Origin of the sequence: Pseudomonas sp. SWI7 (assembly GCF_006351945.1) — a bacterium.
Lineage (GTDB): Bacteria > Pseudomonadota > Gammaproteobacteria > Pseudomonadales > Pseudomonadaceae > Aquipseudomonas > Aquipseudomonas fulva.
On the sequence record NZ_CP040930.1, the window covers coordinates 1,766,592 to 1,791,484 of the forward strand.

Annotated in this window: 24 protein-coding genes; 11 read left to right on the forward strand and 13 right to left on the reverse strand. The window is 61.6% G+C overall.

What is annotated here, in order from left to right:
• Positions 1–25: 25 nt before the first annotated feature.
• From FH041_RS07905 to FH041_RS07930, 6 genes are all read left to right on the forward strand, one after another.
• Positions 26–1,219, forward strand: coding sequence for an ABC transporter substrate-binding protein (locus tag FH041_RS07905; protein ID WP_027914773.1), 1,194 nt, complete (start codon positions 26–28; stop codon positions 1,217–1,219).
• Positions 1,220–1,248: 29 nt separating this feature from the next.
• On the forward strand, positions 1,249–2,238 hold the full coding sequence (locus FH041_RS07910) for a YVTN family beta-propeller repeat protein (protein ID WP_033695038.1): 990 nt from the start codon (positions 1,249–1,251) through the stop codon (positions 2,236–2,238).
• On the forward strand, positions 2,235–2,975 hold the full coding sequence (locus FH041_RS07915; RefSeq protein ID WP_028687017.1) for an ABC transporter ATP-binding protein: 741 nt from the start codon (positions 2,235–2,237) through the stop codon (positions 2,973–2,975). The genes FH041_RS07910 and FH041_RS07915 overlap by 4 nt, the downstream gene beginning before the upstream one ends.
• Positions 2,975–3,766 (forward strand): ABC transporter permease, encoded by a 792-nt coding sequence (locus FH041_RS07920; RefSeq protein ID WP_027914770.1) that lies wholly within the window; start codon positions 2,975–2,977, stop codon positions 3,764–3,766. The genes FH041_RS07915 and FH041_RS07920 overlap by 1 nt, the downstream gene beginning before the upstream one ends.
• A 133-nt stretch (positions 3,767–3,899) precedes the next feature.
• A complete protein-coding gene (locus FH041_RS07925; RefSeq protein ID WP_027914769.1) occupies positions 3,900–4,460 on the forward strand; it encodes a PQQ-dependent catabolism-associated CXXCW motif protein in 561 nt (186 codons plus the stop codon).
• Between the two features lie 56 nt (positions 4,461–4,516).
• Positions 4,517–5,179 carry a response regulator transcription factor gene (locus tag FH041_RS07930; protein ID WP_027914768.1) on the forward strand — a complete coding sequence of 221 codons (663 nt, stop codon included), beginning with the start codon at positions 4,517–4,519 and terminating at the stop codon, positions 5,177–5,179.
• On the opposite strand, the gene nahK is transcribed toward FH041_RS07930, so the two are convergent.
• The 11 genes from nahK to pstS all read right to left on the reverse strand — a co-directional run bounded on the left by nahK (position 5,168) and on the right by pstS (position 17,842).
• Positions 5,168–7,822 (reverse strand): hybrid sensor histidine kinase/response regulator NahK/ErcS', encoded by a 2,655-nt coding sequence (gene nahK, locus FH041_RS07935; protein WP_140174382.1) that lies wholly within the window; start codon positions 7,820–7,822, stop codon positions 5,168–5,170. The genes FH041_RS07930 and nahK overlap by 12 nt on opposite strands.
• Entirely contained in the window at positions 7,752–8,915 is a 1,164-nt protein-coding gene (gene nosP / locus FH041_RS07940) for a nitric oxide-sensing protein NosP (RefSeq protein ID WP_028687015.1), read from the reverse strand. Before nosP ends, nahK begins: the two co-directional genes overlap by 71 nt.
• 259 nt (positions 8,916–9,174) lie before the next feature.
• Positions 9,175–9,603 (reverse strand): helix-turn-helix domain-containing protein, encoded by a 429-nt coding sequence (locus FH041_RS07945; RefSeq protein WP_140174383.1) that lies wholly within the window; start codon positions 9,601–9,603, stop codon positions 9,175–9,177.
• On the reverse strand, positions 9,600–10,916 hold the full coding sequence (locus FH041_RS07950; RefSeq protein WP_140174384.1) for a type II toxin-antitoxin system HipA family toxin: 1,317 nt from the start codon (positions 10,914–10,916) through the stop codon (positions 9,600–9,602). Before FH041_RS07950 ends, FH041_RS07945 begins: the two co-directional genes overlap by 4 nt.
• A gap of 307 nt (positions 10,917–11,223) precedes the next feature.
• Entirely contained in the window at positions 11,224–12,414 is a 1,191-nt protein-coding gene (locus FH041_RS07955) for a porin (RefSeq protein ID WP_140174385.1), read from the reverse strand.
• Between the two features lie 260 nt (positions 12,415–12,674).
• Positions 12,675–13,274, reverse strand: a complete 600-nt coding sequence (locus tag FH041_RS07960) for a hypothetical protein (protein WP_042139284.1) — start codon at positions 13,272–13,274, stop codon at positions 12,675–12,677.
• On the reverse strand, positions 13,271–13,963 hold the full coding sequence (locus FH041_RS07965) for a hypothetical protein (RefSeq protein WP_027914763.1): 693 nt from the start codon (positions 13,961–13,963) through the stop codon (positions 13,271–13,273). Before FH041_RS07965 ends, FH041_RS07960 begins: the two co-directional genes overlap by 4 nt.
• An 88-nt stretch (positions 13,964–14,051) precedes the next feature.
• Positions 14,052–14,813: a phosphate ABC transporter ATP-binding protein PstB gene (gene pstB / locus FH041_RS07970; RefSeq protein WP_042139286.1), complete on the reverse strand. Its 762-nt coding sequence runs from the start codon at positions 14,811–14,813 to the stop codon at positions 14,052–14,054.
• 73 nt (positions 14,814–14,886) lie between these two features.
• The gene (pstA, locus tag FH041_RS07975) at positions 14,887–15,780 is read right to left on the reverse strand and encodes a phosphate ABC transporter permease PstA (RefSeq protein ID WP_027914761.1); all 894 of its coding nucleotides are present in this window, start codon (positions 15,778–15,780) and stop codon (positions 14,887–14,889) included.
• The gene (gene pstC, locus FH041_RS07980) at positions 15,780–16,745 is read right to left on the reverse strand and encodes a phosphate ABC transporter permease subunit PstC (protein WP_028687012.1); all 966 of its coding nucleotides are present in this window, start codon (positions 16,743–16,745) and stop codon (positions 15,780–15,782) included. The genes pstA and pstC overlap by 1 nt, the downstream gene beginning before the upstream one ends.
• 65 nt (positions 16,746–16,810) lie before the next feature.
• The gene (gene pstS / locus FH041_RS07985; RefSeq protein ID WP_027914759.1) at positions 16,811–17,842 is read right to left on the reverse strand and encodes a phosphate ABC transporter substrate-binding protein PstS; all 1,032 of its coding nucleotides are present in this window, start codon (positions 17,840–17,842) and stop codon (positions 16,811–16,813) included.
• A 232-nt stretch (positions 17,843–18,074) separates the two neighbouring features.
• Here pstS and FH041_RS07990 point away from each other — a divergent pair, with 232 nt between their 5' ends.
• Positions 18,075–18,770, forward strand: a complete 696-nt coding sequence (locus tag FH041_RS07990; RefSeq protein ID WP_027914758.1) for a type 1 glutamine amidotransferase domain-containing protein — start codon at positions 18,075–18,077, stop codon at positions 18,768–18,770.
• Positions 18,771–18,931: 161 nt separating this feature from the next.
• The gene (locus tag FH041_RS07995) at positions 18,932–19,339 is read left to right on the forward strand and encodes a response regulator (RefSeq protein ID WP_140174386.1); all 408 of its coding nucleotides are present in this window, start codon (positions 18,932–18,934) and stop codon (positions 19,337–19,339) included.
• Positions 19,340–19,418: 79 nt separating this feature from the next.
• Here the strand turns inward: FH041_RS07995 and FH041_RS08000 are convergent, their stop codons facing one another.
• Entirely contained in the window at positions 19,419–19,658 is a 240-nt protein-coding gene (locus tag FH041_RS08000; protein WP_033695037.1) for a hypothetical protein, read from the reverse strand.
• Positions 19,659–19,743: 85 nt separating this feature from the next.
• Positions 19,744–21,342 carry a histidine kinase famiy protein gene (locus FH041_RS08005; RefSeq protein ID WP_028687009.1) on the reverse strand — a complete coding sequence of 533 codons (1,599 nt, stop codon included), beginning with the start codon at positions 21,340–21,342 and terminating at the stop codon, positions 19,744–19,746.
• Positions 21,343–21,569: 227 nt separating this feature from the next.
• Here FH041_RS08005 and FH041_RS08010 point away from each other — a divergent pair, with 227 nt between their 5' ends.
• The 3 genes from FH041_RS08010 to FH041_RS08020 all read left to right on the forward strand — a co-directional run bounded on the left by FH041_RS08010 (position 21,570) and on the right by FH041_RS08020 (position 24,868).
• Positions 21,570–22,379, forward strand: a complete 810-nt coding sequence (locus FH041_RS08010) for an alpha/beta fold hydrolase (RefSeq protein WP_027914754.1) — start codon at positions 21,570–21,572, stop codon at positions 22,377–22,379.
• Positions 22,376–23,548 carry a PAS domain-containing sensor histidine kinase gene (locus FH041_RS08015; RefSeq protein ID WP_104926097.1) on the forward strand — a complete coding sequence of 391 codons (1,173 nt, stop codon included), beginning with the start codon at positions 22,376–22,378 and terminating at the stop codon, positions 23,546–23,548. The genes FH041_RS08010 and FH041_RS08015 overlap by 4 nt, the downstream gene beginning before the upstream one ends.
• A 114-nt stretch (positions 23,549–23,662) precedes the next feature.
• The gene (locus FH041_RS08020; RefSeq protein ID WP_027914752.1) at positions 23,663–24,868 is read left to right on the forward strand and encodes a zinc-dependent alcohol dehydrogenase; all 1,206 of its coding nucleotides are present in this window, start codon (positions 23,663–23,665) and stop codon (positions 24,866–24,868) included.
• Positions 24,869–24,893: the final 25 nt, after the last annotated feature.

Consider the following 24,893-nt stretch of genomic DNA (forward strand, 5'->3'; position numbering starts at 1 on the left):
GGCGCCATCTGCCGTGGAGTGCGATATGCGCCAGCCTGCCCACCTTGTCCTGACTTGCCTGCTGACCTTGCTTGCGCCGACGGCCTGGGCTCAGAACGAAAGGGCCGACACACAGGCCGTGAGCCCCTTGCAGATCCGTATCGGCTACCTGAGCTATCGCCCTGACAGCGGCCCGCTGTTGTCCACTATCTGGCCTGAACCGAACGATGCCGGCCTGCAAGGGGCACAGTTAGCCGTTGCCGACAGCAATACCACCGGGCGGTTTCTCAAGCAGCAGTTCGCGCTGGTCAGCGCACGTGCCGACTCCGCCGAGCAACTGCTGCATGCCGCCCAGGCCCAGCATGGGGATGGCGTGCGGTTGTTCGTCATCAACGCGCCGGTCGCCAGCCTGCGGGCCTTGTCTGCGGCCCTGCCTGACAGCCTGCTGTTCAATGCCGGCAGCCCGGATGACGCCATACGCAGCGTGCAGTGCCTGGGCAATGTGCTGCACGCCCTGCCTGGGCGGGCGATGCTGGCCGATGCGCTGGTGCAGTTTCTGGTGCTGCGCAAATGGCAGCGCGGGTTGCTGATCGTCGGGCAGACCCCGGACGATGAAGCCTACGCCGCCGCGCTGCGCCGCGCGGCCAAGCGCTTTGGCCTGCAACTGGTGGCCGAGAAGCGCTGGACGTTCGACAACGACCAGCGCCGCAGCGCCCAGGCCGACATGCCGCTGTTCACTCAGGCGCGCGAATACGACGTGGTGCTGGTGGCTGATGAACGGGGCGACTTCGGCGAATACGTGCCCTACCAGACCTGGTTGCCACGCCCGGTCGCCGGCACTCAGGGCCTGACGCCCACCGGCTGGCACAAGACCGTAGAAACGTTTGGCGCCGCGCAATTGCAAAAACGCTTCGAAGCGCAGGCCGGCCGTTGGATGAACGACCGCGATTTCGCAGCGTGGATGGCCGTGCGCAGCATCGCCACGGCCGTCAGCAAGCTGCGCGAGGCCAAGCCCAGGGCCTTGCAGCAACTGCTTGTGAGCGAACAACTGCCACTCGACGGTTTCAAGGGGCGCAAGCTCAGCTACAGGCCCTGGAATGGCGAGCTGCGCCAACCCATCCCCCTGGTGCAGCCCAGAGCCCTGGTCAGCACCTCACCGCAGGAAGGCTTCCTGCACCCTTCCAACGAGATGGACAGCCTGGGATTCGACAAGGCCGATGTGACCTGCACTTACCCCTGACACGCCCACACAATAACAAGGAACCTGTCATGCGCCGCCGCCCCTCATCACGCTGCCTGCTGTGCGCCCGTCTTCTGCCGGTCGTCCTGGCCCTGGCCGGCGAGCCTGCTCTGGCCGCCACCGCCTGGGTGTCCAACGAGAAGGACAACACCCTGAGCCTGATCGACCTGCAGACCTTGACGGTGACCGACACCCTGCCCGTCGGCCAACGCCCGCGCGGCCTGCTGCTGTCGCACGACAACAAGCTGCTGTACATCTGCGCCAGCGATTCGGATCGGGTGCAGGTGATGGACGTGGCCAGCCGTATCCTCGTCAAGGAACTCCCGTCAGGCAAAGACCCCGAGCAATTCGCCCTGCATCCCAACGACCGTTGGTTGTACGTGTCAAACGAAGACGATGCCCTGGTCACGGTCATCGACACCGTTAGCGACACGGTGCTGGCCCAGGTGGATGTGGGCATCGAACCTGAGGGCATGGCCGTGAGCCCGGATGGCAAATGGGCGGTCAACACCAGCGAAACCACCAACATGCTGCACTGGATCGACACCCAGACCCAGACCTTGGCCGACAGCACCCCGGTGGACCAGCGCCCCCGTTTCGTGGAATTCAGCCAGGATGGCAAGCACCTGTGGGCGTCGGCAGAAATCGGCGGCACGGTCACCATCCTGGACGTGGCTTCGCGCCAGGTGCTCAAGACCCTGAACTTCGCCATCAAGGGCGTGCACCCTGACAAAGTCCAGCCAGTGGGCATCAAGCTCAGCGCCGATGGCAAGTACGCGTTCGTGGCACTGGGCCCGGCCAATCATGTGGCGGTGGTCGATGCCAGGACATTCGAAGTGCTGGACTACCTGCTGGTGGGGCGTCGCGTCTGGCAGCTGGCCTTCACCCCTGACCAGCAGCAACTGCTGGCCACCAATGGCGTGAGCGGCGACGTGTCGGTGATCGACGTGGCCAGCCTCAAGGTGCTCAAATCGATCAAGGTCGGCCGCTATCCATGGGGTGTGGTGGTCACGCCATGAACGCGCTGCACATTGAGGGGGTCAGTTTCGCCTATGGTCAGCGCGCGGCACTCAGGGACGTGACCTTCAGCCTGACGCCCGGCCACTTCACCGCCTTGCTGGGGCCCAACGGCGCCGGCAAGTCGACCTTGATTGCCTTGATGACCTGCCTGTATGACGTGCAGCACGGCGATATCCAGGTCTTGGGTTATTCGCTGCGCCGTCAGCCTCGGGCAGCGCTAGGGCAGCTGGCCGTCGTGTTTCAGCAGAGCACGCTGGACCTGGACCTTAGCGTGGAACAGAACCTGCGCTATCACGCAGCGCTGCATGGGATGCCCCGGCGGGAGGCCCAGCGCCGCGTGGACGCCGAACTGGCCCGCCAAGGGCTGGGAGAGCGGCGCCGTGACCCTGTGCGCGAACTCAATGTTGGGCACAGGCGCCGCGTCGAAATCGCCCGGGCACTGCTGCACGGGCCCCGCCTTTTGCTACTCGACGAAGCCAGCGTTGGCCTGGATCCGCCCAGCCGGCAAGCACTCAACCAGCACGTGCGTAGCTTGTGCCACAGCGATCGGCGCTTGAGCGTGCTGTGGACCACTCACCTGCTCGATGAAGTGCAGGCGACCGATGACCTGGTCATCCTGCACCAGGGTCGGGTGGTGGCAAATGGGCCTGCCGAGGCCATGATGCAGCCCCACGGCGGCGATCTGGGCCGTACGTTCGCCTATCACACGTGTAACACGGCTGGAGCGCCCGCCTGATGAACGCCTATTGGTACTGTTTTAGCGGCATCCTCATGCGTGAAGCCCTGCGGTTCGTGCGCCAACGCACGCGTCTGATCAGCGCACTGGTGCGCCCCTTGTTGTGGCTGGTGGTGTTCGCTGCCGGGTTTCGTGCTGCACTGGGCATCGCCATCATCGAGCCATACGACAGCTACATTCCCTACGAGGTCTACATCGTGCCGGGCCTGGCCTGCATGATCCTGCTGTTCAATGGCATGCAAGGTTCGCTATCGATGGTCTACGACCGGGAGATGGGCAGCATGCGGGTGCTGCTGACCAGCCCGCTGCCCAGGGCCTTTCTGTTGTGCAGCAAGCTTTTGGCGACGTCGCTTATCTCTGTGCTACAGGTGTACATCTTCATCGCCATCGCTTGGCTTTACGGCATTCAGCCCCCAGTCGGCGGCCTGGGGCTGGCCCTGCCCGCGGTACTGCTCGTGGGGTTCATGCTCAGCGCACTGGGGCTGTTGCTGTCCAATGCCATCCGCCAACTGGAGAATTTTGCCGGAGTGATGAATTTCGTGATCTTCCCCTTGTTCTTTCTGTCGTCGGCGCTCTATCCGCTTTGGAAAATGCAGGAGGCCAGCCAGTGGCTTTACTGGCTGTGTGCGGTCAACCCGTTCACCCACGCCGTCGAGCTGGTGCGCTTTGCGCTCTACGAGCGGCTGAGCCTTCTGGCGCTGGCGGTATGCCTGACGCTGAGCATGCTGTTCACGCTGCTGGCTATCGTCACCTTCAACCCGCAGCACGCCGCCCTGCGCAAACCACGGTGAGGTGCCCCGGTGGACCGTGCGCTGCAGGGGAGGCTCGCCTCTACTACTTTGGTACTACCCAGGGTGTCTATGGTCGCATTCACAAAGCCGTGGCACTGGCATGTAATGCGCTTATAACAAGAAGGAACAGACCATGCCACGTGCCCTCCAAAGGCTGCCCCTGTGCTTGCTGGCCGCCGCCTCGCTGAGCCTTCTGCTGGGCCATGCCCAGGCCGCCGCCCCACCGACGTTCACGCCAGATGGCTACCGCGCCACGCTGTACCGCAGCCCGACCCCGCCGCAGGTCGAAGGTGGCAAGGTGATAGACACTGCCGCGCTGCAATCGATGATGCGGGGGCATCCGGCCCCTGTCCTGATCGACGTCTACCGCCGCCAGTGGCTGCATGAACGCTTCATCGAAGACGAGCCCCACGCCAACCTGCCTGGCAGCCTGTGGCTGCCCAACACCGGCGACGGCGTGCTCAGCCCTGCCTGGCAAGGTTACTTCGAGCATCACCTGCGTCAGGCCACAGGGGGGCAGCCTCATTACCCTGTCGTCTTCTATTGTCGGTCCGATTGCTGGTTGAGCTGGAACGCGGTAAAACGCGCAGCACACCTGGGCTACACCAACCTCTACTGGTACCGCGACGGGCTAGACGCCTGGCAGCAGGCCGACCTGCCCGTGCAGACGGCCCAGCCAGCAGCGTTTCCCTGACAGCTTGCTTGCCCCTGCGCGCTTAATTATTCAAACAAGAACAAGGTGAAAAGGCCATGTACAAAATCTTGATTGCCGACGATCACCCGCTGTTTCGCGAAGCGATCCACAACGTCATCAGTGACGGGTTTCAGGGCAGTGAAATCATGGAAACCGCCGACCTGGACAGTGCGCTGACGCTGACCCAGGACCATGACGACCTCGACCTGATCCTGCTCGACCTGAACATGCCGGGCATGCATGGCCTGAACGGGCTGATCACCTTGCGCAACGAGGCACCTACCACCCCGGTGGTGATCGTCTCGGCCGAGCAGGAGAAGCAGGTGGTGCTGCAAGCCATCACCTACGGTGCGGTGGGCTTCATCACCAAGTCCTCGCCGCGCGCGCAGATGATCGAGGCGATCGAGCAGATCCTCAACGGCAACGTGTACCTGCCGCCGGATATCATCCGCGCGCAGAAAAGCAGCAGCCGCCGCCTGAGCGATGCCCCAAGCTTCCCGCCGGAAATGCTCCAGGCCCTGACGCGCAAGCAGTTGCTGGTGCTCGAACGCATGACCAAGGGCGAATCGAACAAACAGATCGCTTATGCCTTGGACATCGCCGAAACCACCGTCAAGGCCCACGTCTCGGCCATCCTGCGCAAGCTGAACGTGCACAACCGGGTGCAGGCCATCCTCAGCGCCGGCGACATCGACTTCGCTGACTATCTACGGCGCTGACCCCCAAGGGGCCCGGGAGGCCAGCAAGTGGCTCATGGCGGTCTTGAGTTTCATGGGCCGTACGGGCTTGTGCATCAGCGTATGGCCTCGCTCACGGATCTGTTGCTTGAGTTCATTGCTGTAGTTGGCGGTGATCATCAGCGCAGGCAGCGGCCGGGCACGGCGGGCATTGATACGTGCCACGGCGTCGACGCCAGTGCAGTCGTCATCGAGGTGATAGTCGGCAATCAGCAGGTCGGCATCGGCGTGGTAGTTCTCCACCTGACGGGCCAGGTCCTGCTCCGACAGTGCCGTGATCACGCAACAGCCCCAGCCTTCGAGCAGTGTGCGCATGCCGGCACAGATGGCAGCGTCGTTGTCCAGCACCCACACCCGGGCCCCACGCAGGCACTCGAGCATCGGCTGGCATACGGCATGCTCGGGCCGTGCAATCGGGACGGCGGTGCTCAGCGGCACTTCCACGGCGAATACTGACCCCTTGCCGGGCCAGGAGCGCACGGCAATACGGTGGCCGAGGATGCCGGCAATCTTCTCGACGATGGCAAGCCCCAGGCCCAGGCCGCGATCCTGATCCGGCCGCTGCACGGCGCCACGCTTGAATTCCTGGAACATTTCCTCCAGATGCTCCTCGGCAATGCCGATACCGGTGTCCCACACCTCGATGCGCACGCAACCTGCCTGGCGGCGACAGCCCAGCGCCACGCGCCCGCTGGGGGTATAGCGGATGGCGTTGCTGAGCAAGTTGCGCAGGATCCGCGCCAGCAGCTGAATATCGCTGCGCACCACGACCGAGCAGCTTACGAAGTGCAGGGCCAGCCCCTCGCTGCGGGCGACGTGGGCATACTCTGCCGCCAGGTTGTCCATCAGTTCCGCCAGGGCGAAGGGTGCCACGTCGGCTGTGATGACGCCGGCATCGAGCTTGGAGATGTCCACCAGCGTTCCCAGCAGGTTCTCGACGTCTTCCAGGGAGTTGCTGACATTACGCACCAGCTGTGCACTGGCCAGCGGATCGCGGCGCTCGAGCAAGGCGCTGGTGAACAAGCGCGCCGCGTTCAGTGGCTGCAGCAGGTCATGGCTGACCGCGGCAAGGAACTTGGTCTTGGACAGGTTGGCCTGGTCAGCCTCGTGCTTGGCCTCGCGCAAACGCGCCTCGGCACGTCGCCGTTCTTCGATCTCCCGTAACAACTGTTCGTTGAGGCTGGTCAACTCGGCCGTACGCTCACGGACCCGCAGCTCCAGGTGCTGATAAGCCTGGTGCAGCGCCTGGGCGGTGTTGCGCCGTTCGGTGATGTCACGGATCAACACGAAGATACCGACCACCTCGCCAGAGGCCAGCCGATTGGGCACATAGGAGCGCAGCATGTGGCGCTCCTGGCCGTTGATGTTGGTTTCCGGAAATTCGAACGTGACGCTCTCCCCTGCCAGCGCCCGCGCCACATAGGCTTCAAGGCGCTGATAATGCTGCTCGCTATGGGCCTGGCGCAGGCTCTGGCCCAGCATCAGCCCACTGGGCCAGCAATACCATTGCTCATAGACCTTGTTGGTGAACTCATACACCAGGTCGGCGTTGAGGTAGGCGATCAGTGCCGGCACATGGTCAGTGATCAGCCGGATCCAGCGCTCGCTTTCGCTGAGGGCCTCGGCATGCAGGTAGCGTTCGGTGATATCGGTAAACGTGTTGACGAATCCGCCAGTGGGCAGTGGATGCGTGCGGATCTCCAGCATGCGCCCGTCGAACAGGCGTTGCTCGCACTCGTGCACCATACGCCCGTTGTCGTCGCGGCTTTCGGGCGTGAGCAAACGCAGCTCGCTGTCGGCAATCACGTCGGCGAAGGGACGGTGCGCAGCGACCGGGGCCAGCCCGCTCAGCTCCAGGAACCGGCGGTTCCACAACTCCAAGACACCGTCCGCGTTGACCATGGCCACGCCTTGGGACAGGTTGTCCACCGCCCGCTGCAACAGGTGCGATTTCTGCGCCACCGCCTGTTCCCTGCGCAGGGTTTCGCTGAGTTTGACCTCGGTGATGTCGGTGAACAGGATCACCCGGCCACCCTCGCAGGTGGGGCGCTCGTTGACCTGCAGCCAACGGCCATTGTGCTGTCGGTACAACAGATGTTCGTCGGCAGGGCCGCGCGGATCCTCGCTGAACAGGCCGCTGCTGGTCATCAGCTTGCGCACGTCGACCAGGCGCATGCCGGGAATGATGCGCACGCGGCGGTTCTCCCAGAAAGCCTTGAAGCGGCTGTTGCACAGCACCATGCGCAGGTTTCGGTCGAACAGGATGAACGCGTCGGAAATGCTTTCGATGGCATCGATCAGGTGCTGGTGCGCGGTTTCAGCGCGCAGACGTGCTTCGCTGAGCAGTTGGTTGCCCGCCTTGAGTTCGGCCATGGCCTGGTTCAACGCATCAGTGCGCTCGCGCACCTGCTCGGCCAGCACCACCGAATGCTGGAACGCCGCATAGGGATCGCTGCCGCGCGTGCCACCCGACTCGATGCGCTCGATCAGCGCGGCGTTGATCCGTTGCAGCTTGCGGTTTTCATAGCGAAGCTGCGCCAGTTCGGCCTGCACGTCATTGCCCGGGGCGGGTTCGGTTGCGGGCAATGGCAACCCCGGTGAAGGTCTGGTTGATGTGCATGCCATTGAACTGTTCTCCATAGGTGTTGAAGCCCATCACCCGCTGCTCGCGCAGAAAATCACCCACCGCCGCCAGGCCTTGCTGGGTCTCCAGCTCCAAGCGCCGCAAAAAACAGTCGCAGCCGATGGTGAGCATCAGCGGACCCAGGCGTTGCTGCAGGCCATCGAACAGCTGCTGCAGGTTCGGCAGCAACGGGCCGGGTGTCATGGGCGTGAGCACAATGCCGTTCTCTACCGCACAGTAGAAGCTCAGGCTCAGATCGGCATGCACCTGCTGGATGGCCCGCACGTAGTACCGGTTGTGCATGCGCACGGCCAGCGGGTGGGCGGCAAACAGCCTGTGGTCCAGGGCGCTGACGGGCACCCCGATATGGCGTGCATATTCTTCGGCCGCAGGCTCGGCATTGAGCTCATACACCCGTCGCTGGGCGCTGTCGGCGCCGGTGACCACCAGTTTTTCCTGCCGTGGCTCAAGGTGGTGGGTGGTGAACACTTCGAAGTCCAGCCAGGTATTGACCAGCACCACCACGGCAGCACCGTGGTGAAACGCCCCGCCATAGAAGACGTGGGTCCGTGTCAGGTAGTTGTCGTCCCCGGCCGAGCCGCCAAAATGCGGGATATCGCCCAACGCTGCGCTCAGGGCCGCCAGCACCGTCTCTTCACGGCTGGACAAGCCATCGAGCAAGGTCAAGGCGAAGCTGTGCCCTTTGATCTGGGCCAAGGCGTTGCCGCGACAGCTGCCGACCAACCGCTCGACCATCTGCTGGGCGTCGATCAGGCTGAAACGCTCCATTTCGTCGATCAGTTCGGTGGCGATGGAAAAATGCCGGTGATCAAAACCTACGGCCGTCACGCAACTGCGCCCATAACCCAGCGGCGTGATTTCCCCCGCACTGGTGCACCCGACCAGCGGGATGCCGCCAAAGCCTTGTTCAAGGGCCTGGCCCAAGGCCTGCAGGTCGTACTCGGCGGTGCAGAAGAACAGCACGAAGCCCAAGTGCGGATGCAGCAGTTGCCGCGCCAGTTCCTGAGCCGCCACGCGTGCATCGCTGGCCTGGGACATGGCGCTGACCACGCCCTCGTTATGTGCCTGCTGCATCGGGGTCTCCGGCAAGGGCTGGCTGAGCGGTGAGTGTACGAAGCATGGGCCAGGGTTCGAATGCTACTTGCGTAGCGGGTGCACGCGTCGATGGGCGTAGTGGTGAGCTACTGACGCACGCTATTGCTGGAGGAGGCGAATGCCCGGGGTGGCCCAGAACGTCCGGTAGCAGCACTGCCCGAGCCTCCATGCACTGGCGAAACGATCCCCGCACCATCGCAAGATCATCCAGGCGGTCGTCAGCGCGCCTCTCGCACGCTCAGCTACCGCCCTTTGACTGTCCGTCGTCGCGTGACGGCAATTTGGACGTTTCCTGCTTGGATCCTCCCCGTTTTGCCTTAGCTGCCGCAGGGCTTCTTCCTCGTTTCGGTTCAGCCTGTGCGGGTGTATCGGTCAACGACACCGGGTTAATTCCCCCCCGGGGATTGAGCACAATACCCATCCGCAGCCCAAAAAGACGCAGCACAGCCTCCAGGGTGCCGAGTTTGGGGTTGGATTTCCCACTTTCGAGTTCATACAAGCTTTTCGTGGACATCTTGCACATCGTTGCAAAGGTCTCTTGATCCAGACCGGTGACTTCGAGCCGCAAGCGGCGGATGGATGTTCCGATCGAATCAAGCCCCAAGGCGTTGCGCTGGGCGATCTCCTCCACAAGCTGAGCACGCTGTTCGGGCTGTAATTTTTTCATCTCAACCCCCACTGTGCGAGTCGCTTGTCCAGGTCATTGACCGGCAAAGAGGCTGCATTGCGTACCGACTCGGGGACACCCGTCAGCAGATCGGGCAACGCCCTGAAGCCATCAGCCGCATTCATCAACCGTTGCAGCAGCACATCGGGATCGGTGTAACCGGCCAGTTCAGCGCAATTGTCCCTCCAGTTGGAGGAACCCTTGCGCTCGGCCACCCACTTCGTCGTCCGTGTGACGCCCTCTTCGTCAAGGATCATTGGCGCAAGGTCATAGATCGGGGCCAAACGAAACTTTCCATTTTCACGGATGATGGAGATGTTTCGTCCGTGGTTATCGGTATTGCCCAGAATGCGATTGAGCAGATCGCGCCGTGCGTACTCGAACACCAAGTCCTCTATCTCATCCTGCTGGCCGTTGTGGGTCCACAGCTCCACCAATCGGTGAACGACTTCAGCATGGGCCATCACCTGCCCATAACCGGTAATGCCGCAGATTGAATACACCGACTCCAGTGGCACCCGCTCCACTACGCCATTCACGACTCGGCGATCAAAGCGCGACATCCACAGGCTGGGCTTGACTGCCTCCTCGAGCATCAAGCCCTCAGTGGGAACCGTATCAAGTCCCAGGGCCGCCACCGCGTTGTAGTAATGGAACTCGGTGCGCAGGATATCGTTATCGCGCTCACTCCCTTTATTGCGCGCGAACTTGATCAGCCAGTGTTGACGCGCTTGGTTATCGGCAAGCATTGCATCAGCGTATAGCGCACCGTCGTGGGATTGGGTCATAAGCAGTTTGGGGGCTTGCCCGTTGGCACCGGTAGCGCCACCCAACGCCGCACCGGTTTCAAAGGCGTACTCCAGAAACTCATGCGTCCTGTTCACGACTTCAAGGCGCGCGAATGCCTCTTGTCGACCCGGCTGGAGATCCTCTACCGACTCCTTGATACGCAGATGCCCGACGGGGGCCGGCGTGAAACGCTCCAAAAGGTACAGCCCCATTTCCATACCTTCGGGTTTGGATCGCGCGTAGCGCGATTCAAGGGAATCTTTGGCAGCGCCAGAAGGAATGAGGTCGTATAGAAATGCCGGGTAGCCTTTACCGCGGTGGTGATCCCAGTTCAAGGGCAGGCCAACGCTCAGCGCCCGTTCGCAACGATCTTCCATGCATTCAAAGTTTGCGATGATGTAGTCGTCGTCATAAGCCACCAGGCACGCACCCTCAGCAACACGCTCAGGGTTCTCAAGCGTAAGCGTGGCCGCGTCGGCCCATGTGCCATCAAAAAAAGCTTGAATGACGAGCTTGAGTGGCATGTCAATCTCCTAATCAGTCCTGCAATGCTGATTAGAATAGTCCCCGGGTCAATAACCGGCAATAAAATGCTGACTAACAGCCTGAACTTTGAAAAAACCGGCACTAAACTGCTGGTTTTAATTGCTTGCCGGATGCATTGGGTGCTGTCCTGACGGCTGGGAAGCGTCCGGCGGGCAAGTGAGCGTCAACAGCGTTGTGCGTGCAAGCATCATTCGGGCTGCAGCGCTGCACCGCCATCAGGCGCCTGACCCTGAAGGTCTGGAATACCACGCAAGCCCCGTTGAACACTGCGCCTGCGCCACATCGTTACCACGTCAGCACCGCACCCACGGCAAACGTATCGGTGTCTTCGTTCTGCTCGCGAGTCTCATGGCCCTCAATGGAAAACTGGTTGTACTCGGCCACCAGCTTGAGGTTGTCGTTGATGTCATGGAACAGCGCCACCCCGCGGGTTTGATAATCGGCACCGCTGCCTACCGCGCCGTTGCCGTCGTCCTTGGTCTTGCCGTAGGAAAGCGCAATCCGGTTCTTGCCGACCTTGTAAGAGGCTTGCAGCAGGTAGCCGTCGCTGTCCACGTTGCGCAACACCGGTTCGCCGGCATTGTTGGTGAAGAACGGGTTGATGCCCTTGGCCTGGAAGCCGGACCCTGTCAGGGACAGCCCGCCCAGCTTGGCCTGCACGCCATAGCCAAGCCCTTTTGAGGTGACAGACCGCACCGCGTCGTCAGTGTTGTCGGAGCTCTGGTAGCTGCCGTTTAGCCAGCTGTAGATGTGTGCGCCTGCCAGGTCGAACTGGTACGTGATCTCGGACTCGGTGCGGGGGTTCTTCTGGTAGGCCTTGCCCGTGGGGCTGCTGTCGTTGGTGTCGACCGGATCCATGATCCCCACGGCGATACGCAGGCCCTCCATGACCGGGGTACGGTAGGTGATTTGCGAGGTCGGGAACGGGTACGGGTAGCCGCTGCCGATGTTGCCGAACGATACCCCACCGCCATCGACAAGGCCCAGCGTGTCACTGACCTGACCGTAACCGGCGAGCAACTCGTCGAGCAGGATGTTCGAGCGGGCGAACAGCCCGAAGTCCTTGCCGATGAGCACCTCGCCCCATTCAGGGTTGGCCACGGTACCGTAGAACTGCCGGACATCGATGGCCGTGTCGGTACCCGTGCTTTCGCTGTCGTTGATGGTGACCCAGAACGAGGCACGGGCACCGAGCTTCAGGTCATTGACCTGCTTGCCCATGTTGAAACCCAGGTAATTGGGCAGAAAGCCCATCTTCACCCGAGACTGGCGGCGGTCGAACTGTTCACCTTCACGGTCGACCTTGCTGTTGACGTAGAACGCGTTGATATAGCCGTCGGTGGAAAAGGTGGTCTGGTTCTGGTCGTACAGCATGATCTCGGCTTGCGCCAGGGAACTCAGGCTGACAGCCGCAAGGCTGGCGATGGCAACTGCCAGGTAACGAGGCCGCAGAGACTTGTTTTTATTGTTGTGCATGGCGCGCTCCAAACGGGGGACAGAGGGTCGGAGGCGATTATCGAAAGGTGGGTAGCGGTCAGAAACGCTGCTTTGGCGCAGCATCGAGCCTGCTTGCGAAGGGCGTGCAAGGCCCGGTGGTTTGGGACCACTACGGGCTAGGCCGGGTCGTGCGACCTAGGGCTTACGCATCAATGATGGACACCGAAGATCGGCACGAAAGTGGCCGAGCGTATGAACGGGATAGCTGACCAGGCAGGGCCTGCCTGGCCTCTGGCGGGTCAGGAAGCGAGCATCGATCCCCGCTGCGCACGTGCTGTGGTAAAGCGATGAGGTTGCTGCCAGGCCAGCGTGGCCTGAACATCGGTAGCCGCCTGCTTGACCTTCTGCGTCCATTGGTCGTCTTTGGGGCAGACCACTACCACGCGAAAACCATGCTCGAGCCCCTCGAGCCGTACACCTTCGGAGTCGTCCACATGCAGGTCGATGTCAAACGCCGAGGGCAGCTTGGAGGGCGAGTTGACCAGCCCCCGCTGGCCCAGCATGTGCTGGTGGCGGTCGCTGTTGACCACGCCATCGACGCGGATACCGTACAGCAGCAACCATCGGCGGATGTAGGCCGGCGTGCGTCCGGACGATGTGTAGATCCACACGCTGCAACCCTGGCGGCGCAGGTCGCTGATCAATTCCCGGGTACCGCTGCGCAGTGGCTCGCCCAACCAGCGGTGGACGAAGCTCGGTAGCCGGTCCGGCTCGGCTTCGGCGTGCTCGGGCAGGCAGGCCAAGGTATCGTCGATGTCGAACGAGATGCGCACTCGCGCTTGACGTACAGTGCTTTCGAGCACCGCTCGGCAGCGCTGCCAGGCTAATCCGCGACTCATCGAAGGCTCCTCTCGCGCAGGGGGGTTGGCAGGAAAAACGTCTCGGGCGCCGGGGCATGGGCTTCCAGGAAGGCGGCGTACTTTTTCTTGATCTTGGGCAGCTCGTACAGCGCCTTGACGCCATGCTTGGCCGAGTTGCGGATGACTGACGAGGGATTGAAGTAGCCTTCGGCGTTCTCGAGCGACAGTACGAATGGCGGCAAGCCTGCGCGCATCAGCAGATAACTGACGATCAGCGAGCCGGTACGGTTGTTGCCTTCGATGAACAGCTGCGGCTTGCTGAGGATGCGCACGTACACGCCAGCTGCGCGCTTCCATATCGAATCGCTGCCATAACCGCAGTACCAGTTGTACAAGTCCTTGATGCCGCCTTCGACGTTGTTGAAAAAATGGGTTTCGGTAGCCGCCAGGTGCGCAGCGAACTCCTGGCGGCGGGCGGCGTCGGTGCCACAGAGCACCGTGGCGTTGATTTCCAGCATCAGGTTCACCTGCTGCAGGTGAAACAGGTCGATACCGCGCGCCACGTAGTGATCGACCAACGCGTAGCCCTCCAGCACGTTGCACAGCACCTCGTCGGTGAACGGGTCGCGAGGTTCGGTGAAGTGGCGGCTGAGCTCGGCGAAATGCGCCTGCACTTGGCGCAGGGCGTGCTCGACGGCGTTGAGATCCAGGCGGGGCGTCGCTGGCATCGGTTATCCCTGATTGCGGTATTGGGGTAAAGACCACCGCGGGCCTTGGCCGTCCTGGCACTGGCGCGCGGGCGTTCTCAAGCGAGGCTCAGCTGAACTTGCCACTGATGTAGTCGGCAGTCAGCTGTTCACGAGGGTCCTGGAATATCTGGGTGGTGGGCCCCATCTCTACCAGGTAGCCCGTGCGCGTGCCTTGGGAAATGTCGACCGAAAAGAACGCCGTGGTGTCAGCCACGCGAATGGCCTGCTGCATGTTGTGGGTCACCAGCGCAATGGTGTAGTCCTTTTTCAACTCCACCATCAGCTCCTCCACCCGCCGGGTCGCAATCGGGTCCAGCGCCGAACAGGGTTCATCGAGCAACAGCACCTCGGGTTCGGTGGCGATGGCCCGGGCAATACACAAGCGCTGCTGCTGGCCACCGGACAGGGACAGGCCACTGACCTTGAGCTTGTCTTTCACTTCATCCCACAACGCAGCGCCTTGCAAGGCATGCTTGACCCGGTCACCGATATCGCCCTTGTAGCGGTTCAGCCGAAGACCGAAGGCCACGTTGTCGAAAATGCTCATCGAGAACGGGTTGGGCTGCTGGAACACCATGCCGATGTAGCGGCGCACCACGACTGGATCGACCCCCTTGCCGTAGACGTCCTGCCCCAGAAAGTGCACATGCCCTTCGAAGCGAAAGCCCTTGACCAGGTCGTTCATGCGGTTGAGGCTGCGCAGCACGGTGCTTTTGCCACAACCGGACGGGCCGATGAAACCGGTGATCTCGTTCTTGCGGATCGGCACGTGGCTGTCGCGCACGGCCATGAAGTTGCCGTAGAAGATCTTGTCCAGCTTGCAATCCATGACGATGGGGGTTTCGCTGGCCAGGGGAGCGACTCTTTGGGCGGTGGATACGTTCACGTCGAATGCTCCCTTATCAGTACTTGGGCTTGCCGAATACACGGCTCAGGATGTTGATGACCAGCACGATCATTACCAGAACCAGCGACGCCGCCCAGGCGAGCTCCAACTGGTTGTCGAACGGCATGCCGGAGAAGTTGTAGATCAGCACCGCCAGCGAAGCGGTGGGGTTCATCACCGCCAGGCTGCCATCGTGGTAGATCCAGTAGTTGCTGAACAACGCGGTGAACAGCAGCGGCGCCGTTTCACCCGCCGCCCGGGCCACGGCCAGCATGACGCCGGTCAGGATGGCGGGCAGGCCGGTGGGCAGCACGATCTTCCAGATCACCTGGGCCTGGGTGCAGCCCATGCCGTAGGCGGCGTCCTTCATGATCTTGGGCACCATCTTCATGGCTTCCTCGGCGGTCAGGACCACGATTGGTAGCATCAAAACGGCCAGCGCCACGCCGCCCGCCGGCGCCGAGTAGGTCCCAGTGGTCATCACCACCAGCGCATAGGCAAACACGCCAGCCAGGATGGACGGCAAGCCGGTCAGCATCCTGGCGGCGAAGCGTGCGGCGTTGGCCAGCTTGCTGTCAGGCCCGAGCTCGGCCAAAAACACGGCCGCCAGGATGCCCACCGGCACAGCGATGGCCGCTGCAATGCCGACCATGACCAGGGTACCGACCATGGCGTTGCCGAAGCCGCCGCCCATTTCGAAGCCGGTTGGCGGCAGCTCGGTGAACACTTCCAGGTTCAGCCGTGCGCCACCCCGGGTGATGAGCATGTACAGCACCGAAATCAGGGGCACGCTGGCCACCAGGGCAGCGAGCCAGGCCAGTGTGGTCAGCAGTACGCTGCGCAGCGCCCGGCCCTCGAGCTTGCGCTGCAGGCTTGGCAGCGCGGCCACTGGTGTAGAGAGATCGGTCATCAGCGGTTACCTCGTTGCGCGTAGAGCATGATCATCGAGCCCAGCACGTTCACCAGCAGCGTGATGAACATCAGCACCAGGGCGGCGTACATCAGCACTTCCACCTCGTTTGGTCCGGCTTCGGGGAAGTTCAGGGCCAGCAACGCTGCCAGGGTATTGGCCGGCGCGAACAGTGACACAGAGAGGGTGTTGGCGTTGCCCACCAGCATGGCCAGTGCCATGGTCTCGCCCAGGGCGCGGCCCAGGCCCAGCACCAGCGAGCCAAAGATGCCGGTCGCAGCCGAGGGCACCATGACTTTGAGAATCGCCTCCCAGTGCGTCGTGCCCATGCCATAGGCGGCTTGCTTGGTTTTCATCGGCACACTGGTCAACGCGTCCTGGGAGACCGCGGCGATGGTCGGCAGAATCATGATCGCCAGCACCAAGGCTGCAGGCAGCAACCCCGGCCCGCTCAGGGACGTGCCGAAGAACGGGATCCAGCCCAGCTCGCTGTTGAGCCAGGTGGTCAGTGGCCGTATGGCCGGAATCACCACGTAGATGCCCCACAGGCCGTACACCACGCTGGGGATGGCGGCCAGCAGCTCGACGATGGTGCGAAACACCGCCGCGAGTCTGGCCGGCAGAAAATCCTGGGTCAGGAAGATGGCCATGCTGACGCCGAAGAAACCGGCGATCAGCAAGGCGATGAATGCGCTGTACAGCGTGCCCCAGATGGCAGGAAGAATGCCGTACTGGCCTTGGTTGACGTCCCAGACACTGCCCAGCAGCACGTCGAAGCCATGCTTCTCGATGCCGGGCAAAGCCTTGCGGCCTACCTCGTAAACCAGTGCGAAGACCAGTGCCAGGACCAGCACAACCCCAATGCGGGCCAGCGCACGGAAGGTGCGGTCCACCAGCACGTCCCTGGCAGACGGCGGCCGGCAGGCGGAGTCGGGGTTATCCGGTAGGTCGAAGGGTGTGTTCATTGGCAGGTTCCGGGACAGGGTGCTGACACCCCCGGCGTATCAGGCGCACGCCGGGGACGCCGGTATCACTTGATGTTGGCGGAGGCTTTGCGCACTTGCTCGACCACCGAAGGCGGCAGCGGGATGTAGCCCATCGAGTCGGCGATCTTCTGCCCTTCGGTCAGGCTGTACTCGACCATGTCGCGCATGGCCTTGGCCTTGGCGGGGTTGCCATTGTCCTTGCGGAAGATCATCCAGGTGTAGGAGGTAATGGGATAGGACTTGGCGCCGTCCGGATCAGGCAGCCAGGCCACCAGGTTTTCCGGCATGTTCACGGCGGCCAGGGCCTCGGCGCCACTTTCGGCATTGGGCACCACGTACTGCCCGGCCTTGTTCTGCAGTTGGGCGAAGTCCACCTTGGCCAACTTGGCAAAACCGTACTCAATGTAGCCAATGGCGCCTGGGGTCTGGCGTACGGTGGCGGTTACACCATCGTTTTTAGGTGACTTGATGAACTTGTCGGTAGCCGGCCAGTTGACCGTGTTGCCCTCACCCAGCTTTTGCTTGAAGTCGGCATTGATAGCCGAGAGGTGCTTGGTGAACACCGCTGTCGTGCCACTGGAGTCGGCACGCACCACGACGGTGATGGGGGTATCGGGCAGCTTGAGCTCCGGGTTGGCGGCCGCGATCTGCGGGTCGTTCCAGCGGGTGATGTTGCCAAGGAAAATATTGGAGTACACCTCGCGCGGCAGCTTGAGCCCTTTCGGGTTGCCAGGCAGGTTGTAGGCCAGCACGATCTCGCCGGCGGTCATGGGCAGCAGTTGTACGCCCTCGCCCACCTTGGCCATGTCAGCTTCGCTCATGGCCGAGTCGCTGGCGGCAAAGTCCACGGTCCTGTTCAGAAAATCCTGCACCCCGGCGCCGCTGCCCTTGGACTGGTAGTCGACGGTCACGCCGTCGGACTTCTTGCTGAAGTCCTTGAACCAGGTCAGGTAGATGGGTGCGGGGAAGCTGGCCCCGGAACCGGTCAGGCGAATGTTTTCTGCGGCGATCGAAGCCGATGTGGCGCAAAGGGAGACCGCGACGGCGAGTGCAGCAGACTTCATCAGGCGTATCATTGAAAGCGCTCCGTGTGATGGCCGGCACACTTTGCATCAGCTGTGTTACAGCTTTGTGACCACCGCGTGGCACCGCGCTCCTCTCCACGCCACGCCCTGCCCTGCGCCCCATTGAGCTGCGGCATTTTTTCAATGCCTTACGCTCACGTCCATGGAACACTCACCGTTTACCGCACTCCCACCCTTATCAGGGCAGCGGCCCTGCACAACCTGAGCTGGAGGACAAACCTGCATGAAGAAGATCCTGATGGTGTTGACGTCCCACGACCAACTGGGTGACACCGGCAAGAAAACCGGGTTCTGGCTGGAAGAGTTCGCGGCACCTTATTACGCATTCGTGGATGCCGGCGCCGACGTCACGCTCGCTTCGCCCAAGGGCGGGCAGCCGCCGCTGGACCCGAAAAGTGACGAAGACGATGCACATACCGAGGCCACTCAACGCTTCGCCAAAGACACCGAGGGCCAGGCTGCCCTGGCCGATACCGTCCCCCTTGGCGAAGTCGACCCTTATGATTTCGACGCCGTTTTTTATCCAGGCGGCCACGGCCCACTGTGGGATCTGGCCGAAAGCCAGGACTCGATCGTTCTGCTGCAGGCCTTTTATGCCGCCAACAAGCCCATCGCAGCGGTATGCCATGCACCGGGCGTGTTGAAAAACGTCAAGGCGCCTGACGGTCACCCTGTCGTCAAGGGCAAAAAAGTCACGGGCTTCACCAACAGTGAAGAGCAAGCCGTGGGTTTGACCGACGTCGTCCCGTTTCTGGTGGAGGACATGCTGCGGGGCCATGGCGCACACTATGCCAAGGCCGAAGACTGGGCGAGCCATGTGGTCGAGGATGGGCATCTGATTACAGGTCAGAACCCGGCATCCTCAGCAGCAACTGCCAAGGCATTGCTTAAACGGTTAGCCCAGGAACCCGGCGCCTGAGCATTGGTTTGTGCATCGCAAAGCAGCAAACGCTACGCAAAGGAATTTTTTGCTACAGCCCGAGGTCACAACGGTAGCGCACAGCTATCGCTTGCACCTCTGGCTGCAAGTCTACATCGGATGTTCCCTTTATTCAGCGTGCGCAGAGCCAGAGTATTGCCATGAAAACGTGCGAATTCCCAAGCTGTCCGACCGTTCTGCTGGTTGAGGACGAACCTATCATCCGTGAGCTGATCGCCATTGCCCTTGAGGACCTGGGCGCAGCGGTAACCAGCGTGGAAACAGCACAGGAAGGCCTGGAAATAACCTCGCGCTCGGCATTTTCGATGCTCCTCACCGATGTCCGCACCCCTGGTGCGGTGAACGGACTGGAGCTGGCCTACCAGGTGGGCCAGTCGCAGCCTGACACTCGCATCGTGGTCATGAGTGGTTATCACGACCCGTCAAGCTGTGCCCTCCCCTCTGGCGCCGTATTCCTGCCCAAGCCCTGGACCCTGGATCATTTCATCGGCGTGATCAGTGATCAGCTCGCGCGTTCAGCGTCGCTTCGCGCTCAGCCTGCGGCTTGATCCAGGTTCAGCCAGTTCGGATCGACCGCATGCTGCCGATCCTTGGAAGTGAGTCTGCATCGATTGCGGTCGAGCCGTTTCAGCGGGCGCCTTCCGGTGCCTGCTGCAACGACCGGTCAGCCAGTTGTCGAAGGTCCCGCCACTGCTGCCTAGCGATCAGCCCGAGCCGCTTCATCTCGTCCGCCTGACGCAGCAGTTCCTGGTGGGAGGCACGGGGGCAGGCGCAGCGTGCCACGTGATCATCGAAGGTAGAAAACCAACGGTTGATTGCCTCCAAGTACATCAGGTCAGTAGAAGGCTGCTCAATGAATGCCGTCATGCCGGTCTCCCTGGCGCTCGCTTTTTCAATCGAACCCAAGGAGTGACCGATGGTTCACTCCGGTTGGTAATCGAGCGAGCCGGCCTCACACGATACCCGTATGACCATCCAGTACCTGTCGCACGCGCCGTGCCAGATCATGGGGCTGGCAGGGCTTGGAGATCACATCGAATTCAGAGCCACCGATGTCGGTGCGTTCGATCGAGTTCTCCGCGTAGCCGGTGGTGAGCAGCACCTTGATCTGCGGCTGCAGGCGACGCACCTCGCGCGCCAGCATCACCCCATTCATGCCGCCGGGCATGATCAGGTCGGTGAACAACAAGTCATAGCGCTCACCCGCTTCGATAAGCTTCAGCGCTTCGCGTGCGTTGAGCACCATGTCGGCGTCGTAGCCATAGTTTTCCAGCACCATCTTGGCCAGCTCCGCAACGTCTGGACGGTCTTCGACGATAAGAATCCTCTCGGTACCGGAACTGCGCTCGACCAGCTTCACGGGCTTTTCCTGAATCGGGCTGGCTTCGTCCACCGGGAAATACAAGCGCAGCGTGGTCCCCTCACCCTCTTCGGTGTAGATCCTGGCAGCGCCGCCGGACTGACGCGCGAAGCCATACACCATGGACAGACCCAGCCCCGAGCCCTTGCCCTCCTCCTTGGTCGTGAAGAAAGGGTCCATGACGCGATCACGAATGCTGGCAGGCATGCCGATGCCGTTGTCGGTAATGGAAATGCTCACGTAACTGCCCGGCAACAGGCCGTCGAAGGACAGATTGATGTCGCTTACGTGCACGTTTCGCGTTTCGATGAATACGTGGGGGCGCTTGCGACCGATCAGAGCGTCGCGAGCGTTCATGAAGATGTTCAGCAGTGCCACTTCGGCCTGGGTCGGGTCGATGCGACAGTTGCGCAAGTGCTCTTCCAAGTCGTATTCGACCGTCACCTGGGCGCCGAAGGTGCGCTCGATGATAGGGCTCACGTCATCGAGCAGATGATTGAGGTTGAGCACGCGGCCGTGCAGTTTCTGCTTGCGGGCAAAGGCCAGCAACTGCTTGGTGAGGGTACTGGCACGATCGACCGCCGTTTGCGCATGCCCGACGCTTCGGCGAATGCGGCTCAGATCCGGCTGCGCCTTGTCGGTCTCGCTGGCCACCAGCCCCATGTAACCGCCCATCACTTGCAGCAAGTTGTTGAAGTCGTGAGCAATGCCGCCCGTCAACTGACCCAGAGCTTCCATCTTCTGCGCCTGACGCAATGCATCCTCGGCATCGCGCCGACGGCTGACGTCCAACTGCGAGGCGAAGAAGTAGATCAGGTCGCCACGCTCGTTGAAAATCGGCGAGATGAACAGCGCATTCCAGAAACTGGAGCCGTCCTTGCGGTAATTGAGCACTTCGGTGGCGATATCCACGCGCTTCTCGATCGCCTCACGGATAGCGTCGACCACCGACCGCTCAGTCTCGGGGCCCTGCAGGAAGCGGCAATTTCGCCCCATGATCTCACCGGATTCATAACCGGTCATTTCCAGAAACGCGCGGTTGGCAAAGATGATAGGATTGTCGTCGCGGCTGGGATCGGTCACGATCATGGGCATGCGCGTCGTTTGCACGGCAGCGAAGAACATGTCGTGCGGCAGGTTGGATATGTCTCCGGTCGCCTGATTGCTGACGCGGGCCTTCTTTTCCGTCACGTGACTCTCCTGGTTGGGCAATGGTGCAACTCGTCACTTCTTGACAACGCCAAGCGGTAAATTGCTCCGCCAATAGCGGCTGCTTACGAAACTATTGTTCGATGGCCAATGTCGATTCGTCATCTCCGGCCTACGCTTGCTTGTAAGCGGTAGATTCAACAGCCAACGTTGCCCAAGCCATGCCCCACCCACCCTGCCACGGATGCTGCACACCCTCTTGGAAAGCCATGACCTTATCTACGCGTAACCACGTGCGCATCACCGGTGCTGGCCCTGTCACGTTGATCTTTTCCCACGGTTTTGGCTGCGATCAATCGATGTGGAAGTACCTGTTGCCGCATTTTCAAGCGCGCTTTCGCATCGTGACCTACGACTTGGTTGGTGCTGGGCAATCGGACTTATCGGCGTACGATCGCGTCCGGTACGACTCCTTGGCGGGTTATGCAGCGGATCTGAACGAGATAATCACAGAATACGGCCAAGGCGCCGTGATTCTGGTCGGTCATTCGGTCAGCGCCATGATTGGTGCACTGGCGGATCGACAGCAACCTGGTCGCATTGCAGCTCATGTGATGGTCGGCCCATCGCCATGCTATATCGACGACGGCGACTACATCGGCGGTTTCAAGCAGGAGGATATCCACGAACTGCTCGAAACACTGGACAGCAACTACCTGGGCTGGTCGAGTACCATGGCGCCGGTGATCATGGGCGCGCCGGGCCAGCCTATGCTGAGCGAGGAGCTGACCAACAGTTTCTGCCGCACCGATCCAGACATCGCTCGGCAGTTCGCGCGTGTCACGTTCCTGTCTGACAACCGGCTGGATGTGCAGGGCCTGCCTACGCCCGTGTTGATTCTTCAGTCCATCGACGATCTTATCGCGCCAGTTTCCGTGGGCCAGTACCTCCATGCCGTGCTGCCCAACAGCACGCTGTGCCTGATCGACAACATCGGCCATTGCCCGCACATGAGTGCCCCTACAGCCTGCTCCCAGGCCATGGACGCCTTCCTGCAACCCTGGGCACCCGGGCCATGACCGGCGCGGGTGAGATACCGGCTGTCGACGCGTTGTTCGAAGGGGCACCCTGCGGCCTGGTGGTCACCACCGAGACGGGCGTGATCGTGAGGGCAAACCAGACCTTCTGCAAGTGGTTGGGCTACGTGCCCGAGGACCTGACGCAGTGCAGGTTTCAGGAGCTGTTGACCATGGGGGGACGAATTTTCCATCAGACCCATTGGGCGCCGCTGATGAGAATGCAGGGTTCGGTCGCCGAGGTTAAGCTCGAAGTACGGCACCGCACCGGTCACGTCATCACCATGTTGCTCAATGGCGTGCGCCGTCAATATGCCCACGGCGTGTTCCACGAGCTGGCGCTGTTCGGCACCATCGAGCGAGATCGCTACGAGCGTGAATTGCTCACCGCCCGGCGCCGCGCCGAGCAATTGCTGGCGCAGACCACTGAGGCCGAGGCTGCGTTGCAGCAGGCCAAGGCCGAGCTGGCCGACGCCTACCAGAGCGCCCAGCGACGCGCAGCCTTTGCCGAACAGATGGTCGCCATCGCCAGTCATGACCTGAAAAACCCGCTGACTGCGATCAAGATGGCGACGCAGTTGCTCGAACGCGGTGAGCACAGGGACAAGGAACGGCGTCTGCTGGGCAGTATCAGCCATTCTTCGGAGCGCGCCAGGCGCATGATCGCTGATCTGCTCGACTTTGCCTCGGTCAGGATTGGCCAAGGCATCACCATCTGCCGTCAACCGATAGACCTGTGCTCGACGGTCGATCAAAGCGTCAACGAATTGAGAGTCGCCTTCGCCCAGGCGCGCATTCGTCACCTGTGCAAAGGCAAGGGTCAACGTGCGCTGGACCCAGACCGCGTGCAACAAATGATTGGCAATCTGGTTGCCAACAGTGTGGCCTATGGTGACCTCACCCATCCCGTCACCGTTACCACTGATCTTCATGAGCATGGCGCGGTCATCAGCGTGCACAACCATGGCCCCTGCATTCCTGATACCTTGCTTACATCCTTGTTTGCACCCATGACTCGGGGCACGGACCGTGCCGACTCGGTGCGCTCTGTCGGGTTAGGGCTGTTCATCGTCAGCGAAATCACTTTGGCCCATGGCGGGGATGTCACCGTCGCTTCGGATGCGGCGCTCGGTACCACCTTCACGATACGTCTACCGTTACTGGCAGACTGAGCACGACGGCACGGGTATGCGCGTGTCCGCATGCCCGCCGAGCTTTTGACCTGAACTTTTGTTTGTCCTGTGGTTTCACCTGCATAACACACTCGCCTTCGCAGGAGTTGAACCATGAGAGCATTGACGTACCACGGCGCACAGGATGTAAGAGTCGACACGGTTCCGGACCCTATCCTGCAAGACGCTGACGACATCATTTTGAGGGTTACCGCCACTGCCATCTGTGGGTCTGACCTGCACCTGTATCACGGCAAGATTCCACAAACCGAACAGGGTGATATTTTTGGCCACGAGTTCATGGGCGTCGTCGAGGATGTCGGCCGCGGGGTGACCAATGTGCAAGTTGGTGACCGCGTCGTGATTCCCTTCGTGATCGCTTGCGGCAGCTGCTTCTTCTGCCAGCACGACTTGTTTGCCGCATGCGAGACGACTAACACAGGCCGCGGCGCCATCATCAACAAGAAAATCATTCCACCAGGTGCAGCGCTGTTCGGCTACAGCCATTTGTATGGTGGGATCCCGGGCGGTCAGGCGGACTATGTACGGGTACCCAAGGCCAACGTAGGCCCCTTCAAGGTGCCCACTTCGCTGTCAGACGACAAGGTGCTGTTCCTGTCGGATATTCTGCCCACCGCTTGGCAGGCAGTGACCAACGCGCAAGTGGGCCAGGGTTCGACAGTAGCCATCTACGGTGCGGGGCCCGTCGGCTTGTTGAGCGCAGCCTGCGCTCGCATGCTGGGCGCTCACACCATTTTCCTGGTCGACGACAACGACTACCGCCTGACGTTTGCCCGCGACGCTTATGGTGTAGTACCGATCAATTTCGAGCAGGACGATGACCCTGCCGACAGCATCATTCGGCTAACCCCGGGCATGCGCGGCGTTGATGCCGTCATCGATGCAGTAGGCTTCGAGGCCAAGGGCAGCACCACCGAAACCGTCATGACAGCCCTGAAGATCGAAGGCAGCAGCGGCAAGGCGCTGCGTCAATGCATTGCTGCCGTACGGCGCGGCGGCGTGGTAAGCGTCCCTGGTGTGTACGCCGGGTTCATCCATGGCTTCCTGTTCGGCGACGCGTTCGACAAGGGCCTGACGTTCAAGATGGGTCAGACCCACGTCCAGAAGTTCTTGCCAGAATTACTCGAGCATATCGAGGCTGGCCGGCTGCAACCTGAATTGATCGTGACGCATCGATTGGCGCTTGAGGAAGCGGCGATGGGCTACAAGATGTTCGACCAGAAAAAGGATGACTGCCGCAAGGTCATTCTAGTGCCTGGTGCGGCGGCGGGTACGCTGGCTCCCGAGGTACCGATTTAAGGGCATTCCACGCTGTCTGTGGCCT